This is a genomic window from Pedobacter sp., from assembly GCF_040513095.1.
In the GTDB taxonomy this organism is placed as follows: domain Bacteria; phylum Bacteroidota; class Bacteroidia; order Sphingobacteriales; family Sphingobacteriaceae; genus Pedobacter.
Genome location: NZ_JBEVDX010000089.1, coordinates 31,798 through 48,089, shown reverse-complemented (window position 1 = coordinate 48,089; position 16,292 = coordinate 31,798). Strand labels below are relative to the sequence as shown.

Here is a 16,292-nt window from a genome sequence, read left to right as displayed (position 1 = left end):
AAAGCAGCAGGAAACATTATTGTACATTGGGACGATGATGACTGGTACGCTTCAAATTGGATTAGCCACCAGGTAAATGTTTTATTAAACACCGAAGCTGATATATGCGGGCTTAACCATGTACAATTTTATTCCGTAAATGACAATAGATACTATTTCACAAAAAGCAGCAGTGCTAAAAAAAATTGGCTGTGTGGGGCTACCCTCGCCTATCGCAAAAGTTTTTGGAAGAAATATCCCTTCAAGGATATCCAGATTGGCGAAGGTGATTTTTTTGTGAGAAATAAAAACGCAAAAGTATTTGCTCACGATTATTACAAAGGATTTATTGCAACAGTACATTCAAGCAATGTAAGAATCCGTGAGTATTAATTACTGCCAGCGTAAAATACGCACCGAAAGAAAAATATTAAAATTATTTTGCGCAACTACTAAAACCATTTAAAGAATTCCAATAATAGATTTTGCTAAAAATCTAGAAATCAATAACGTTGTTGTCCATTTTATTTCCTGCGTTAAGTACTTAAATGTTAAAACATTACTTACATTAGTCGCGCTATTTTACGCATATAAGTTGTAGATGTAGCATGCCAAATATGACCTTCTTGTTATACAAACAAGTATTAAACGTAGGACCTATGAAATTTAAAATGAACTTAATTACAGTCTGCTTAATCATTAGCAGTAACGTGACTATGGGCCAAAATTCACAAATACAACCAGAACTACTCAAAGGTGCCTGGCCAGCATTCTGGATCACGCACCCTAAAACCCAGCAAAGAGAATATGGGGTATATCATTTCAGAAAGACAATCAATCTGAACAAAGTACCCAAATCATTTCTGATCCATGTGACAGCTGACAATAAATACAGGCTATATGTTAATGGAAATCCCGTTTGTTCCGGCCCGGCAAGAGGTGATCTTTTCAACTGGTATTTTGAGTCAGTTGACATTGCCCCTTTTCTAAAACAAGGAAATAACACTATTGCCGCATTGGTTTGGAATATGGGAGATCTGGCTGCAGTAGCTCAGATATCAAATCAGACAGGATTTGTTATTCAGGGCAACGGAGAGTCTGAAAAGATCGTTAATACCGATTCGAGCTGGAAAGTTTTAAAAAGCAATGCCTATTCCCCCTGCTCATTGAATAATGGGGAGAAACTGGGTGCCTACATGGTAGTCGGCCCAGGCGATCGGGTCGATGCGTCACTTTATCCATGGGGATGGGAGAAACCGGATTTCAAAGACAGCACCTGGGAAACGTCGTTGCAAATCGTACATCCGGATCCGGTAGGTTACGGAACTGACAATAGGTGGACTTTATCTCCTAGAACGATTCCGGTATTTAAGGAAACTTTGACCAGATTTCCATTCTTACGAAGGGCTGTTGGTACCTTTGCTGGAACGAACTTCTTAATTGGCAGGACTCCACTGACGATTCCTCCAAATCAAACTGTAAGCGTATTGTTGGACAATTCAGTGAATACCACCGGATATCCAGAAATAATAACTTCCAGGGGGCAGGGTGCATCTGTAAAATTAACTTATGCTGAATCCCTGTTTGATGACAAGGGTATTAAAGGAAATAGAAATGAAATTCTTAATAAAGCAATCAAAGGAAATGAAGACATTTTTTTACCTGATGGAGGTGAAAAAAGGAATTTCCGCCCTTTGTGGATCAGATCTTTCCGCTACCTGCAATTAGACATAATTACTAAAGATGAACCCTTAATGATTAATGATATATATGTAATGAAGACGGGATATCCATTGGAGATGAAAGCATCCTTCTCCAGTAGTGACGCTACACTGAAGGAAATATGGAATGTAGGATGGCGTACCGCTCAGCTTTGTGCCGGAGACCAGTATTATGATACTCCGTATTACGAACAGCTTCAGTATACCGGAGATAGCCGCATTCAGGCATTGATCTCCCTGTATATGAGTGGTGATGACAGGCTGATGAAAAAATCGATACTTGACTTTTACCATTCAAGAAATCCGGAAGGACTAACACAGGGTAGATATCCAAGTAACCGACTGCAGATCATCCCTCCTTTCTCGCTGTTCTGGGTATCCATGGTACACGATTATTGGTTGCACCGAAAGGATGATGCCTTTGTTAAACAATTCATTCCTGCAATCAGTGAGATACTTCAATGGTTCCGCACAAGAATGGATAAAGACAAAAAAATGCTCGGAGCATTAACATGGTGGAATTTTGTTGATTGGGATAACTTTAATGGCTGGGGTGTTCCTCCAGGCGCTGACAAAGGAAATTCATCGATCCTAACTTTACAATACGCGTATACGCTAAATCAGGCTGCAGACCTATTTTCAGCCTTTGAATACACTGCTGAGGCTGAGAATTTCAAAACGCAGGCATCCGAAATAAATCAAGCAACTTTCATGTCATGCTTCAACGCAGAAAAAGGCTTAATTGCAGATACTCCCGAACAACTGAGTTACAGCCAGCATGGCGGAATATGGGCAGTGTTGAGCGGCGCAATGCCACAGAATGAAGTGCCCCGTATGATGAAGAAATTGCTGGAGGATAAATCCATTGGTCAGGTTACATTTTTCTACAGATTTTATTTGACCCAGGCCTTGAAAAAAGCAGGCCTGGAAGATATCTATTATGAGCAGCTAACACCATGGAGAGATATGCTTAAACTTGGTCTTACCACTTTTGCTGAAAAACCAGAACCTACACGGTCAGACTGCCATGCATGGAGCGCAAGTCCTAATTATGATTTTCTTGCAACAATATGTGGAATCATGCCCGATGCTCCTGGTTTCAGCAAAGTTTTAATTAAACCAGCAATGGGTAAATTAACTGTTGCGGAAGGATCAATGCCTCATCCCCTGGGGCAGATAACAGTAAAATTAAAACGAAGTGGTGATAATGGTATTACTGGTGATATTACTTTACCTGAAGGACTTACAGGAACTTTCGCCTGGAAAAACAAAACAAGTAAGTTACATGGCGGCAAACAGACAATAGATTATTAACATACAGCTGATCTCGCCTCAGTTATAGGTGTAATTTTTAAATTAACATTTTTCTTTGCTTTAAGGACAAAAATCCTCTTTTTTCGAGGAATAGTGGACTTTTATGCTATAAATTAATAATAATGATAAGACACAACCGAATGTTGGTAACAATATGTTACTATATTTTGCATAAATAATAATTTGAGTAAAAGATATTTTTCGTATTTTGTTGATCATTAATTATTCAATAGCCTATGGATTCACTTTTGATGGCCCCCACGTAACAAATAAAATATTGATTTATTTTATTATTGATTTGGAGTTTGGCCAGGCCTTGCTCATACAAATCAGCAGATAATTAAACATTTTGTTAAATTTAAACTATCGTATGAAATGGAAAATGAGGAATTGTTCAAGTTGCTAGCTGGAAAATATCCTTTGCGCGCTGAGTTAAAGGAAAAACTCAACGAAATGATCAAGAGGGAATATTATGCTAAAAGTCAGTTGATCCTAAGAGCTGGTCAAATCTCTAACAGGGCTTGGTTTATCGAAAAAGGCGCCGCGATGGGCGTGATTTTCAAGGAAGAAAAAAAAGTGCCGTTTTGGTTTTGGAACCAAGGCCAGTTAATGGTTTCAATAAACAGTTTTTTTAATCAGGTTCCTTCCGAAACCTATATAGAATTAGTGGAACCAAGTGTTCTGTTGTCTATTTCTTTTGACAATGTGAACGAAATCATCCGGCTCTTCCCGGAATCAAATGAGTATATCAGAAAAGTTATGCATGAGTACCAAAAAATGAGTGAAAAAAGGATACTGGAGTTTGCAGCTTATTCTCCGGAAGAAAACTATCTGCACCTGATTAAGGACTGCCCGGCACTATTTAGAAAAGCATCGGTAGAAAGCATTGCCGCCTACATGGGTATATCCAGAAAAACCTTAAACCGGATTAGAAACAGAACGCGTAGAATATAATAGCTTAAAAAAATAACCGCTCCCAGCAGGGACAGTGGACCAGTCGATTGGGTCATCTGTCCCTTTTTTTTCGCCATTTCTGCCTTAACTTGGTACTATTGAAGCAGACAAAGTTTGACTTTTTTAATGATTACATGTTAACCCTTTAAAAGATTAAATTATGAACCTACATCCTTTTATCATCCTCTTTACCGGACTAATGATCATACTTTGGGCTTATACAGCTTTGTCTAAATTGTTCAATTTTCATAAGTTTAAACAGGCGATGATTACTCAGGTTTTTCCAAGATGGGTAGGTGAGGTTCTAATGTATGTTTTACCTCTGGTGGAATTCGCAATTGTAGGCCTGCTGTTACTACCACAAACAAGGTTGATCGGTATGTATGCCTCTCTCTTCCTCATGATCCTGTTTACGCTATATGTGGGTGGTGCAGTTTTCCATATCTACGATCGTCATCCATGTGCATGTGGTGGATTGTTTGCCCGTCTTGGCTGGTACAAACATTTTAAAGTGAATATAATGCTGACACTTGTTGCCCTAGTTGGGGTGATCTTGATGGAGTTGTAAAGTATTAACCAGTCATGGTTAATTATATTGTTTTTTTGAGTGATGAGCATGAGGGTAAGGCGGGATGGATGTCCCGCCTCCTTTGTTTTAAGAGAGAAGCTTCACTGCACTCTCACAAAGAAAAGTTGATCCTAATGGAATGCAATCCTCATTAAACATCACTTTAGGGTGATGCAGGAAGTACTTTTCAGCTTCCTCTACTCCCGCTCCCAGAAAATAAAACACGGCGGGTATTTGCCTGGAGTAAAACGCAAAATCCTCCGCGATCAACTGCCCTGCCTGCTGTATAGTATTATCACCGAAAACGCTTCGCTGCACAGATGATAATGCATTGTTCAAATCAGAATTGTTAAGTAGACTTGGATAATAAGCAGTAAACTCTATATCAATTGCACATTCATGAGAAATCTCCATGCCATGCATCAACGCTTTTAATTTGTTCACGATAAGGTTGTACGTATCTAAACTTAGCACCCTTAAACTACCTTTAAGTATTACCGTTTCAGGAATGATATTATATGCAGGTTCTCCAACGATTTCTGTGGTTGTAAAGGCAAGTACCGCCGGCTGTGTAGGTGCAGTATGTGATATGATAGACTGTGCAGACACAATAAGAAGGCTACTGATCAGGACAGGATCAATTACATGTTCCAATGCACCAGCATGTCCTGACTTACCTTTTACAGTAATTATGAAATTACACACATTAGAGAGCGCTTCACCTTCAGTATAACCCAAAGTACCTGTTGGCATCAGGGGATTGACGTGAAGGCCAATAATCGCTTTTGCGCCGCTCAACCTTCCAGTCTCTGAAATGATTTGTCCACCGGACTTACCGGGCTCAGGACTTCTCAAATTGCCTTCTTCCGAAGGCTGAAAAAGAAACATCACAGTACCCTGGAACTCTTTATCCTTCAGTAAATAAGCTGCTCCGAGCAACATGGTAGTATGAAGATCATGTCCACAAGCATGCATTTTATTTTCAATCTGAGAGCTAAATATTAAGCCTGTTTTTTCCTGCAGCGGCAGGGCATCCATATCTGCCCTGAGAACAATGGTTGGCCCCTCCCCTTTTCTCAAAGTTGCTAACACCCCAGTTTTTGCCAGAATATCAAAAGGAATTCCCATTTTCTTCAAATGCTCTTGTACCAGTGCGGATGTTTTAATCTCGTCAAAACCCAATTCAGGATTCTGGTGTATATGACGGCGAATTTGAACGAGCTCTTCTAACAATTGCTTTTCCATATCTGCTAAAATATAACATTCATAACGAAATTTTAAACCCATCCAGTTATAACTGTAACTTTTGTCCCAGGAAAAGCTGATTCAATGAACGTAAATTCAACTATGGAAACAACGAAAGCCCAGTACACTATAATTTCTGATCATAATCTCCAGCAAATAATTCAGGACACTTATGGGATAACTCCTATCAATTGTCTCTTATTAATGAATGAACTCAGCGAGGTTTATATGATAGAGACAAAATCTCTTAAATACATACTAAAAATTTACTCGGCGATGCATACAAATCCGGAAGAGGTCAGTGCTGAAATAGAATTATTGAATTGTTTACATGAAGGAGGTGTTAGTGTTTCCTATCCAATCAAAAATAACAAAGGTTCTGATATCATATTTTTTGAAAGTCAAAAGGGATCAGCCTTTGGTGTACTTTATTCGTGTGCGCCCGGGCAAGTGTCTTATTACATGAATGAAGAACAGGTAGCTGCAGTTGCAAGAGAAATTGCTTCTATGCACAACATAACTGCGCGGCTACAATTAAAGCATAAACGGAGGCCTCTGAGTATTGATAATTTGCTATTTAATTCCTTAGAAAAGATTAAAACAGCTTTCGCAGACCTCCACGAAGATTATAATTACTTGATTAGGTTATCTGAACGAATCAAGATGAAACTTATGGATATTGATTTGGACCAATGCAGTTATGGATATTGTCATTATGATCTTCTACCACACAACTTTCATTTTGATGAACATGGACATGTCACTTTTTTTGATTTTGAGCTTTGTGGTGAAGGATATCTGATCAATGATCTGGTATCCTTCTATGCTCACTATTTCCTTCAATTGATGCATTCAAGAATTACACACGAGGAAGCTAACCGGGCATTTTTTCTGTTGATAAAAAATTATACCAAAGTAAGGCCACTTACCTCTATTGAAATCGAGGTCTTTCCGTACTTTGGATTTGCATTTTGGATATATCACATTGCATTTGATTATAAACATTTTGCTGACCGCTCTCATCCGGGATATCTTCAGGATCAGGTGAGCTATATCAGAAAATGGACTGAATGGTATCTCCAGGATAAGTTATAATATTAGTATGTACTTGCCAGTTTCAAAGCATCGTAAGCGTTCACAACTCCGCCACTTACTGATAAATCCTTAAGTGCATTTCTTTTGATCACTGACTTCATAATGATTTCTTTAACTTGCGGAGCAGACAACTTCGGATAATATTCTCTAATTACAGCTGCCAAACCTGTGACAACCGGACCAGCCATGCTCGTTCCGCTATGTGCTTCATATTTATTTCCTGGAATGGTAGAGTTGATCCCAAGACCGGGAGCAAAGACATCGACACTTTGTTTACCATAATTTGAAAAAGAAACTGCAAGTTTATCATCGTCACTATAAGCAGACGCCCCTACTTTGATGAAAGAATTTACAAAGTTCTGGTCTTCAGTTGTCTGCCGGTTTGGGTAACTGGTACTAAGATCCAAATTGTCATGACCATTACCCGCAGCCTGTATAAAAAGAATATCTTTGGACAAAGCATAGTTCACAGCATCTTTGACCAACTGACGATCCAGTGCTACACTTAAACCAAAGCTCATATTGATCACTTTAGCACCATTGTCGGCAGCATAACGGATCGCATTTGCCTGGTCTCTATCCAATCCATAACCATCAGGTATAGCCCTTATAGCCATGATCTGTACTTTATCGGCAACTCCATCAATACCGATATTATTGTTGCGCTGTCCAGCAATAATTCCCGCTACATGTGTGCCGTGTGATGGAGGAACATTACCAGACACATTTGGATTTCCATATGATTTTCCGCTTGATTCAGCAAATTCCCCAGCATATTTAGCCCTTGGTTCATAGTCAAAATTCAGATGATATTGAACATCTATTTCATTGTCCTTAAGTTGTGTTTTAACACGATCCATATAGCCTTCCAGATCAGGATTTTTTTTCAACACGCCTACCATAAAATATTGAGCTTTTCTTTCAGCATCATTTGTAGGCACAAAATTCTTAAAATCTTCAATATCAGGCTTGTCTTTATTGATTTTTTTCAAGATAGCATTTACGTCTTCCAAGAACTGCTTCAGGCTGGCAATGTTTTGATTGGCTTTATCCAGTTTGCTTTTTAATTCTTCGCGTTTAGCAATGTAAATTCTATATTCAGGTAAGTCTTTTTTAGCGATTAAAGTACTATCCATATCACCGAACATTCGATTATATTTCCTTAGCTGAACTACAATCAGATCATTATCATACTCAAAATCTTCCTTGCCGGATCCGAGAAAATTCCAGCCATGTACATCGTCCGCATAGCCATTACTATCGTCATCTTTGTGATTGCCCGGTATCTCTTTGACGTTTGTCCAGATTACATTCTTTAGATCCTCATGGTTGATATCCAATCCTCCATCTATGACTGCTACGACGACTGGAGTAGCTTTTTTAATGGATAAAAGTTGTCCATACGCCTTCTCTATACTGATGCCAAACACACTGTCTGCTTCCAAATCAAGATTATACCAGTTAGGCTTTAACTGTCGGCTCTGATTTGGTTGTGCTACTGTCATTTCAGTTATTAACATAACCAGAATAGCTATTAAATAATTTTTCATGTCCGGCTTATTTTTCAGAGTTCAGCACTTCAAGTTCATAGATCAATGCAGCGCCCGGCGGAACTTGTTCATAACCAGATTCTCCAAAAGCAAGAGCAGCCGGGATGTACAATTTCCATTTGGAACCAGCGGGCATCAGAAGCGCTGCCTCTTTTACTCCCTCAATAGTTTTATCAAGGTGGTGTATCCAGGGTTTTTGGTCATCATAAGTATTCCAGAGTTTAGTACCATTTACCAATGTTGTTTTGTAATGAAGAGCGACCCGGTCCGATAGCGTAGGTTTTGGGCCATCTCCTTGTTTCAGGACTTCATACTGAAGTCCGGAAGAAGTGGTATGGATACCAGATTTACTTCTATTGTTTTCTAAAAATGTTATACTTGCCGGATCTCCAATTTTTTTAAAAGCTGCCAGGCTGAAAGAGTCTTGATACAAATGATTGGGCTTAAGGTAAATCCGCTTCTGAGCATAATTTAAAATCACATTGAACCGCTTTATAATTTCAATACCCAGGATGCCAAGATAGCCGTCTTTTGGTTCTGCCTGATCATTAACAGTTAATCTGATACCCATCTTCCCAAACTTAAAACCATTAAAACTCAAGGCCTGGATATTTGCTACCCTATCCCGGGTGACAGCATGCAGCCCCCGCCCACTTGTCGTCTCTGTAAGTCCAAGCTTTTCATTAAAATTGTGAAATTTGCTAAATGGCGCACTTACCAATAATGAAAAAGCATTACCCGTATCAAACATTACCCTGCCACTGAAGCTTTCGCCATTATCCAGGGTGATTGATATGGGAAAGCGCGGGATCATTACGTTTTTGTTAAATTCAAAAGGAATGGAAGTGTATCCGATGGTATCTACAGATTTAGTATCTGTGTACAGGCAAATTTGACTTTGATCAAAATCTATCGTTGTGGTGTACTGATTTAATATTTCATAACCTATAATACCATCCAGCTTAGTTCCGAGATCAGCAGAAAATGACCTTAAGTCTGCTAAAAACCAGGTTCACATTCCTGACCTCAAAATTATTTAATTTTAAGATCTGATTTTCTGCCATTGTATATTTCCTGACACCTCCAGAGCCGGCTACGGAAACAGCTTTCCGATGAAGTTGATCTATACCAGCTTTTTCAGCAGTTAACGAATCAATGGTTCCACCAGTTGCACCCGTATCAAAAAGAAAATTAAGTGTATCGCTTTTGCTGGTTTGTACTTTGATGTAAAGATGTGGCCCGATCATTTCAAAAGGAATTTTGGCCACCTGCGCTTTAAGACCTGTTGCAAGATTGAAAAGCAGGCCTATAATTAGTAAACTTCGTTTGTCTGTCATCATATGTTGTACATGGATAGTATATGTAGTAATGATGAAATCCCATCTTATATAAAAGATTGTTTCTTATAAATGTGCTTAGCCATCCAGACTGGCATTAATGATAGAAACCTACAATTTTTCAATCATCTTGGGAGACTTACTCCATGAATTATACTGTATAGATGAAGGAGTACCGTCTATTTAATACCAACCAACCTAATTCGAACAAATAAAACCTGACAAATGAAAAAAAACTTACTAAGTGTGACTGCTGTTATACTTCTTTTCTTAGGAGCAGCCTGTGAGAAAGATAATGATGAGATCAAAGCAACAGCTAACATTACAGTCATCAATGCTGCTGTTGGAACAGGAGCTGTAAGAGTAAATCCAGGTGCAGGAAGTGGATTTGCATATTCTAAAGCATCAGATCTGGGATATGGATCAAGCAGCGTTTATGGAGCTTTTAGAGGTCAAAATACAGTTACTGTAGTTAGCGCCACGGATACAACAAAAACTTTATTTATAAGATCAGTTGAGTTGCAATCTATCAACAGCTTATATATCGCTGGGCAATCGCCAACAATTGACACGATATTCAGGGCTGAGAAAAATCTCCCATACATCCAATCTTCGGTACTCAGCCCGGATAGTTCAGTATACATTCGTTTTGTAAACTTGTCCCCAAACAGTACACCACTGAATATTACAATCAGAGCTGCTGCATCAAATGAAGTTTCTGCTCTTGCGTATAAAGGCATATCTGAGTTCAAAAAATACGCTTCAAAAACAGCATCAACAAGTTACATATTTGAGGTTAGAGATGCCGCTACAAATACGTTGCGCAGCACATTAACGTTTAATGCCACTACAAATAGATACAAAACGCTTTCGCTGGTAATCAGAGGGTTGATGGGAACGACTACGGGCACGGATGCATTTGGGATTTTCCAGGTCAACTATTTCAATTAGATATTAATAATATCTATACCCAATACTGAGAGGGTGCATCATAATAATATGATCACCCTCCTTCTATTATCTTTAGACGTACTGAAACTCGCAAACACAAGGTACAAACATATTTATTAAGTAAGCATAAATTCCTGATGGCCCATACCTTCGGAACAGGTAGGTATTCCTGCAGCAACCGCCAGAATACCATCGCATATATTATTCCCCATTTTTTCAATGGTGATCTCTCCATGTAAAATATCACCGGCGTTGATATCCATATCACCCTTCATTCGCTCATAGGTTTGCGGATTTGAACAGATCTTGATTACAGGTGATATTGCAGAACCAACAACTGATCCGCTGCCGGTCGTAAAAATTATCATGTGGCATCCACTGGCGATCATTTCAACAATGCCCACTGAAACATTTTTACTTACAAGCGCCCTTACACTCTTGTCCCCGGGGTTGACATCCATCAGATACAAACCTGGCCTAGAGGGTTTTTCACCTGGCTTTATCAATCCACTGATTTGGGACCCGCCAACCTTACAATAAATACTCATGGATTTTTCTGCATCAGTAGTTAAATAACCGCTAGCATTGCCAGGGACAATACTTTCATTGTCTATCAATCTGTAATTACTTGCAGCGTTCTCTAAAGATCTTTTTAAGTGCTCTGAAATTGCAGGATTTGCTGCTCGATCAATAAGAACAGCTTCTAGGCCAATCATCTCTCCCGTTTCCTGAAAAATTACTGTAGCATTATTAGAGATCAACTTATCGCATGCACGACCCAGAGCTGGATTTGCAGTGACTCCGGTTGTAGCATCACTCCCGCCGCTAATTGTGCCTATTATCAAATCATCAACAGTCATAGGTACCATGAATGCAATATCCACTATTCCGAGGCACCAGTCTACCCAGTCGAGACCTGCATCAATCGCTTTTTGTGTTCCTCCAGCTTCCTGTATTACAATTTTATTTACAGGTCGGCCCGACTGATTTACCTGCCCTTCGAGCTTGTTGAAATCAAAACCCTCAGAACCTGATGCAACAAGTAACACTGCACCTACGTTAGGATGCATGCATATAGCATTCATCATAATGTCTGAATTGTCATTGAGATTGCTGCCGGCCATATTAATGAGCTGCACAGGATGGTCTTTAAATGGTGATGCTATTGCCCGCGCTACATGATGAGTACATTCTGTATTGTACACAACAACAATATAATTACGGATACCTTTGCGGCCGTCTTTTCTGAGATAGCCTTCCCATTGGAAATGATTCATAGTAAATGTCTAAATGGTTTAAAACCAGGTCTCATTACAAGACCTGGTTGGGTGGATGGTTGGTTACTAACTGGGGTTGGCTTCCCCAGCACATTGTTATTTATTGGTATTTTTAGGTAAATAGTCGCTTGTAATATTGTGCAGGTGTACATGATCGCCCATTTGGATCATTGTAGTAGCACAACCTATAGTTACTCCATGTTTAATAACCCTCTCCCCTGCTTCAATATATAGAGCAGCAATTTTATGTCCTATTGCCACAGGTTTGGCAAAGTAAAACTCCATGCCCTGGAATTGAAGATGCTCACCCGAAGGAATATCTTCAGTAGCAATCAGTACATTATCAAGCAGATGGAGTTTGATCAGCTTACTCATAAGTCATGATTAGAAATCAGGATGATATTTGGTTAATTTTTATTATAAGTAAATATCGCGATCAATAAAAATCTACACAATGGAAATGCTTACGAATTGCATGTATTATATTACGATTCATCTAAATCTTTCACATCAAATAAAAGATATGAGCATTGATAAAAAAGAGATTAGAACTTCAGAATACTGGCTGTGCCAGGGAAGGAAGTCGATAATAATTCCTGAAAATGTAATGCAACAAAACATACAGGATAGAACAAATGTCAGCCATTTATTGATCCGTGAAATAGGTCTGTATCCTCAGGCAGATGAAGACTTCCGCATAAATGAGCCCGGATGTTCTGAAATGTTACTGATTTTATGCGTTTGCGGCAAAGGAACGCTAAGAACTGAGATCAATACATTTGACGTATCACCGGGTCAGTTCTTTATTATGCTGCAAAATGAGCAGCCTCAATATAAATCTGATGCAGATGATCCCTGGAGTATTTACTGGATAAAGATCGGCGGTGAAAACATCTCTCAATTTTGTGACCAGCCCGCGTTACGGAAGTGCCAGAGACCTTCATATGTAAATAATATGGTAGAAGTATACAGGCTGCTTGATGACTTAATAGAGACCCTGGAAAATGATCCTAGCCATGATCGAATCATGTATGCTAACCTTAGCTTACAACGAATCCTTGCGCTAATGATTTATGATATACAGGAAATCAAAAAAGAATTTAACAGACTGTCTGATAATGTGATAAAATTCATGAAAGAGCATATCTCAGAAAAATATGTTTTAAGTAAACTAGCCCAAAAATTTGGCTATTCTACCTCGCAATTTTCAAACATTTTTAAAAAAGAGACAGCGTACTCACCTATTGGATATTTCACACAACTGAGGGTACAGCACGCCTCTAAATTACTGAACATAACAAACCTGAAAATTAATGAGATAGCAAGGGAAGTGGGCTACACTGATCCCTATCATTTCTCCAAAATCTTCAAAATGACGATGGATGTTTCGCCAGAAAAATACAGGTCAATCACAAGTAAAGAGGAACATAATAAACAAATAAAACAATAAAGCTCATCCGGGTTAACGGATGAGCAGTCCTTCATGTTCAACTATGCTCTTACGATTCGGTTTCTCTTATTTTCTTAATGATAGCATCATACACCCGCTTCTTGATTTTATTTACTTTACTCTCATGAAAGAAGTCCAGGACGTCTCGTCCAAACCTGAAGCTGTCGAAGTGATCTTCAACCATAAATTCTTGCCAGGAGCTAGCTGTTTTTGACAGATATGCATCTACAGCTTTTGAAAATTCTAATTTTTCCATAGGTTGGTTTTTTTTAGATGGAAACTCTTTTATATATATGTGTGTGATGGCGATCAAATCTCCTAAACATATAAGGAATATTTTTTCTAAGGATTAAATCCTTTAACACATTAAAGCCCCATTCTTTAGGTAAACCAGCATATTGTTTAGGTGAATACAAATATGCCCTAGGTAAAAATAAATCATCCCTGCTCCGACAATCACTATCTGAGCGGAGAGAGCGAGTCAAGGTTATTATGGCTTGGCACTGTCCCACATCCTGGCGATGAGCTGGAATACGCGGTCACTGATACCCTTAGCTTTTGCGTCCTCATAAATTTCTGAGATATCGCAGTTGTACCTCCAATAGTGACAATAGTCTTCTACAATAAATTGTTGCCATGAATTGGCTGTATTTGCCAAAAATGCATCCACAGCTTCTGAAAATTCGATGTTTTCCATATGTTATGTTTTATTATAAGTCGTCAAAAAAGAAACACTCTCCTATCATGATGTAAGATTCTTTTTAATTTTTTTCTAAAGCTTATAGTAAAAGTAATGAGATCAAATTAAATTTGATTCATAAATGTTTATAATTACACATATAATTATATTTTGAGGCTCGTTTGTCCGTATTAGCCAAGGTGGCAAACGCTGAGAATAATCATTGCTTTGCTGAGGAAGTCCCTCAGACTTGAAAAAGATGTAAGTAACTGATTTTGTACTGTCTTCTGGGAGATGCCAAGGATCTCGCTGATTTCTCTGGTAGATTTTTCATCCACATATTTCATTTGAAAGATCGCCCTGCGTTTATCGGGCTGCATGGTCATCCATACCCGGATACAACCTTTCAATTCCTTTTCGTTGAAAAGGGAATCTGCCTGAAGGGTTGACAAGACCATATGCTCCAGGGGTTCCTCAAATTCTGGAGTGGCTTTCCCCTTTTTGTATAACATGAAAACCTGATAGCGTACTGCAGTGAGCAGGTAAGGATAGATATTCTGGATATTCCTTTTGCCCCTCGAAGTCCATAGATTGGAAAACACATCCTGAACGATCTCTTCGATTTTCTCAATGCTCTTCAGACGCTTGTAGGTGTCATTGTAAAGCCTCTTCCAGTATCTGTCATAGATTTCATCAAAAGCCTTCCTGTCGCCCTCCATCAGCAGCGAAACAAGTGTTGTATCATCAAGAGACCTGTATCTATTGAGTTTGTTAATCATATACTTTCTCGTTTAAGCAGGCAACACTGATAAGAGGCAATGATCGGGAACGGGTTCTTACACATCTATGAATAATTAATGAATGGACGATATTTTAATACCTTCAGGGCATCACAAGGATAGTTCTTCCTTCAATTTTGAAATGAACGGATTCGGTCAGCTCCAGTTTCTTCAATACTTTTGAAACATTACTGTACCTGGAGAGCGTGCCGCTAAAAAACAGTTTGTTCTTTGCATCAAGCCCTTTGTACTGGATATCTACATCATACCACCTGGCGATTTTCCGGAGGATGCTCTCCAGTGATTCTTCGTCAAACATGAAGTATCCGTTTTTCCAGGCCACAGCTTCATCGATATCGATATTTTTAACAGTGATTGCTGAAAGCGGATGCGAAGTACTAACCACGGCCTGCTGACCCGGCCTGATGACCATCTTCGCATTTGAACCAAAACTGGTGACCCTCACGCTGCCTTCCAGTAAGCTGGTTTTAGTAGCAGGTTCATCTGTGTAGGAATTGATATCAAAATGAGTTCCCAGCACTTCGACTACCTGGTGATTTGTAACTACTCTGAAGGGTTTGGATTTGTTGTGGGCTACTTCAAAATAAGCTTCGCCATTGAGTTCTACCTTGCGTTCTTTACCATCGAAAGCCAGTGGGTATTTCAATGCAGATGCTGCATTGAGCCAGACTTTGGTTCCGTCTTCAAGCACCAACTGGTACTGCCCCCCTTTGGGAGTTTCTACGCTGTTGTAAGCGGCAGCAGTATTTGCTGAAGCTGAAGATTGATATACGAGGTGTCCTTCATTCGTTTTTACAATACTGGTCCCGTTCTGATTGGCGATTTTGCCGCTACGGGCATCGCTTAGAGAGATCTTGGTTCCGTTTGAAAGGGTAAGAATAGCCTTGTTGCCACCGGGAGCAATATCCGCTACCATAGCAGGTTTACTAAACTGTTTTACCTCAGAATGCCTGGAAGCGTAAAAGTAAATTCCTATCGTAGCTGCCAGCAGGATACTGGCTGCTACTGATAGGTATTTCCAGGGTACAACGGTATGAAATTTATCTTCCTGGTCAATTCTTGCGTCTATTGCTGATTTGAGGCGGTCGTGGATCTCCCTGACCTCGGTTTTGTCGACTGTATCCAGAATATCTGGTTCTGTGGAGAACAGATCAAAGTACTGTTCTACCGTAGAGGCTTGTTTTGGAGTTGCAGTTCCATCAAGATAGCTTTTAACAAGTCGTAAAAATTCTTTTTTATTGGGTGTATTCATAGTCTATACCTTTACAGTATATCTTTTGATACTTATGTCCTATAGGTATGCGTACTATTTTTCTGCCTCCCTTATCTTGTACAGAATATTTGGCTAACAGCTTTATGACCTTGGCATATT

Annotated in this window: 17 protein-coding genes; 7 read left to right on the top strand and 10 right to left on the bottom strand. The window is 39.2% G+C overall.

Annotated features, from left to right (window positions below; all coding sequences use genetic code 11):
• The 4 genes from ABWY16_RS10920 to ABWY16_RS10905 form a co-directional block, all read left to right on the top strand.
• Positions 1–372: glycosyltransferase family protein (locus tag ABWY16_RS10920; RefSeq protein WP_353904681.1), on the top strand; the 372-nt coding region annotated here is incomplete at its 5' end.
• A gap of 266 nt (positions 373–638) precedes the next feature.
• On the top strand, positions 639–3,014 hold the full coding sequence (locus ABWY16_RS10915) for an alpha-L-rhamnosidase-related protein (protein ID WP_353904680.1): 2,376 nt from the start codon (positions 639–641) through the stop codon (positions 3,012–3,014).
• A gap of 375 nt (positions 3,015–3,389) precedes the next feature.
• Complete coding sequence (locus ABWY16_RS10910; protein WP_353904679.1) at positions 3,390–3,968, top strand: Crp/Fnr family transcriptional regulator; 579 nt, start codon at positions 3,390–3,392, stop codon at positions 3,966–3,968.
• 160 nt (positions 3,969–4,128) lie between these two features.
• On the top strand, positions 4,129–4,536 hold the full coding sequence (locus tag ABWY16_RS10905; RefSeq protein WP_353904678.1) for a MauE/DoxX family redox-associated membrane protein: 408 nt from the start codon (positions 4,129–4,131) through the stop codon (positions 4,534–4,536).
• An 87-nt stretch (positions 4,537–4,623) separates the two neighbouring features.
• Here the strand turns inward: ABWY16_RS10905 and ABWY16_RS10900 are convergent, their stop codons facing one another.
• Positions 4,624–5,823 (bottom strand): M20 metallopeptidase family protein, encoded by a 1,200-nt coding sequence (locus ABWY16_RS10900; RefSeq protein ID WP_353904677.1) that lies wholly within the window; start codon positions 5,821–5,823, stop codon positions 4,624–4,626.
• Positions 5,824–5,883: 60 nt separating this feature from the next.
• Here ABWY16_RS10900 and ABWY16_RS10895 point away from each other — a divergent pair, with 60 nt between their 5' ends.
• On the top strand, positions 5,884–6,876 hold the full coding sequence (locus ABWY16_RS10895; protein WP_353904676.1) for a phosphotransferase enzyme family protein: 993 nt from the start codon (positions 5,884–5,886) through the stop codon (positions 6,874–6,876).
• A gap of 2 nt (positions 6,877–6,878) precedes the next feature.
• On the opposite strand, the gene ABWY16_RS10890 is transcribed toward ABWY16_RS10895, so the two are convergent.
• The 3 genes from ABWY16_RS10890 to ABWY16_RS10880 form a co-directional block, all read right to left on the bottom strand.
• The gene (locus tag ABWY16_RS10890; protein WP_353904675.1) at positions 6,879–8,426 is read right to left on the bottom strand and encodes a S8 family serine peptidase; all 1,548 of its coding nucleotides are present in this window, start codon (positions 8,424–8,426) and stop codon (positions 6,879–6,881) included.
• Positions 8,427–8,433: 7 nt separating this feature from the next.
• Positions 8,434–9,240, bottom strand: a complete 807-nt coding sequence (locus tag ABWY16_RS10885) for an FKBP-type peptidyl-prolyl cis-trans isomerase (protein WP_353904674.1) — start codon at positions 9,238–9,240, stop codon at positions 8,434–8,436.
• A 160-nt stretch (positions 9,241–9,400) separates the two neighbouring features.
• A complete protein-coding gene (locus ABWY16_RS10880) occupies positions 9,401–9,766 on the bottom strand; it encodes a retropepsin-like aspartic protease (RefSeq protein WP_353904673.1) in 366 nt (121 codons plus the stop codon).
• A gap of 222 nt (positions 9,767–9,988) precedes the next feature.
• Here ABWY16_RS10880 and ABWY16_RS10875 point away from each other — a divergent pair, with 222 nt between their 5' ends.
• Positions 9,989–10,714: a hypothetical protein gene (locus ABWY16_RS10875; protein WP_353904672.1), complete on the top strand. Its 726-nt coding sequence runs from the start codon at positions 9,989–9,991 to the stop codon at positions 10,712–10,714.
• A 116-nt stretch (positions 10,715–10,830) separates the two neighbouring features.
• On the opposite strand, the gene ABWY16_RS10870 is transcribed toward ABWY16_RS10875, so the two are convergent.
• Both ABWY16_RS10870 and ABWY16_RS10865 read right to left on the bottom strand, forming a co-directional pair.
• Complete coding sequence (locus ABWY16_RS10870) at positions 10,831–11,991, bottom strand: UxaA family hydrolase (RefSeq protein WP_353904671.1); 1,161 nt, start codon at positions 11,989–11,991, stop codon at positions 10,831–10,833.
• A gap of 96 nt (positions 11,992–12,087) precedes the next feature.
• The gene (locus tag ABWY16_RS10865) at positions 12,088–12,366 is read right to left on the bottom strand and encodes a UxaA family hydrolase (protein ID WP_353904670.1); all 279 of its coding nucleotides are present in this window, start codon (positions 12,364–12,366) and stop codon (positions 12,088–12,090) included.
• Between the two features lie 148 nt (positions 12,367–12,514).
• Here ABWY16_RS10865 and ABWY16_RS10860 point away from each other — a divergent pair, with 148 nt between their 5' ends.
• Positions 12,515–13,441 carry an AraC family transcriptional regulator gene (locus ABWY16_RS10860; protein ID WP_353904669.1) on the top strand — a complete coding sequence of 309 codons (927 nt, stop codon included), beginning with the start codon at positions 12,515–12,517 and terminating at the stop codon, positions 13,439–13,441.
• A 49-nt stretch (positions 13,442–13,490) separates the two neighbouring features.
• Here the strand turns inward: ABWY16_RS10860 and ABWY16_RS10855 are convergent, their stop codons facing one another.
• The 4 genes from ABWY16_RS10855 to ABWY16_RS10840 form a co-directional block, all read right to left on the bottom strand.
• Positions 13,491–13,697, bottom strand: coding sequence for a hypothetical protein (locus ABWY16_RS10855; protein WP_353904668.1), 207 nt, complete (start codon positions 13,695–13,697; stop codon positions 13,491–13,493).
• 234 nt (positions 13,698–13,931) lie between these two features.
• A complete protein-coding gene (locus ABWY16_RS10850) occupies positions 13,932–14,138 on the bottom strand; it encodes a hypothetical protein (protein WP_353904667.1) in 207 nt (68 codons plus the stop codon).
• A 173-nt stretch (positions 14,139–14,311) separates the two neighbouring features.
• Positions 14,312–14,899 (bottom strand): RNA polymerase sigma factor, encoded by a 588-nt coding sequence (locus ABWY16_RS10845; protein ID WP_353904666.1) that lies wholly within the window; start codon positions 14,897–14,899, stop codon positions 14,312–14,314.
• A gap of 103 nt (positions 14,900–15,002) precedes the next feature.
• Entirely contained in the window at positions 15,003–16,172 is a 1,170-nt protein-coding gene (locus tag ABWY16_RS10840; RefSeq protein WP_353904665.1) for a FecR family protein, read from the bottom strand.
• Positions 16,173–16,292: the final 120 nt, after the last annotated feature.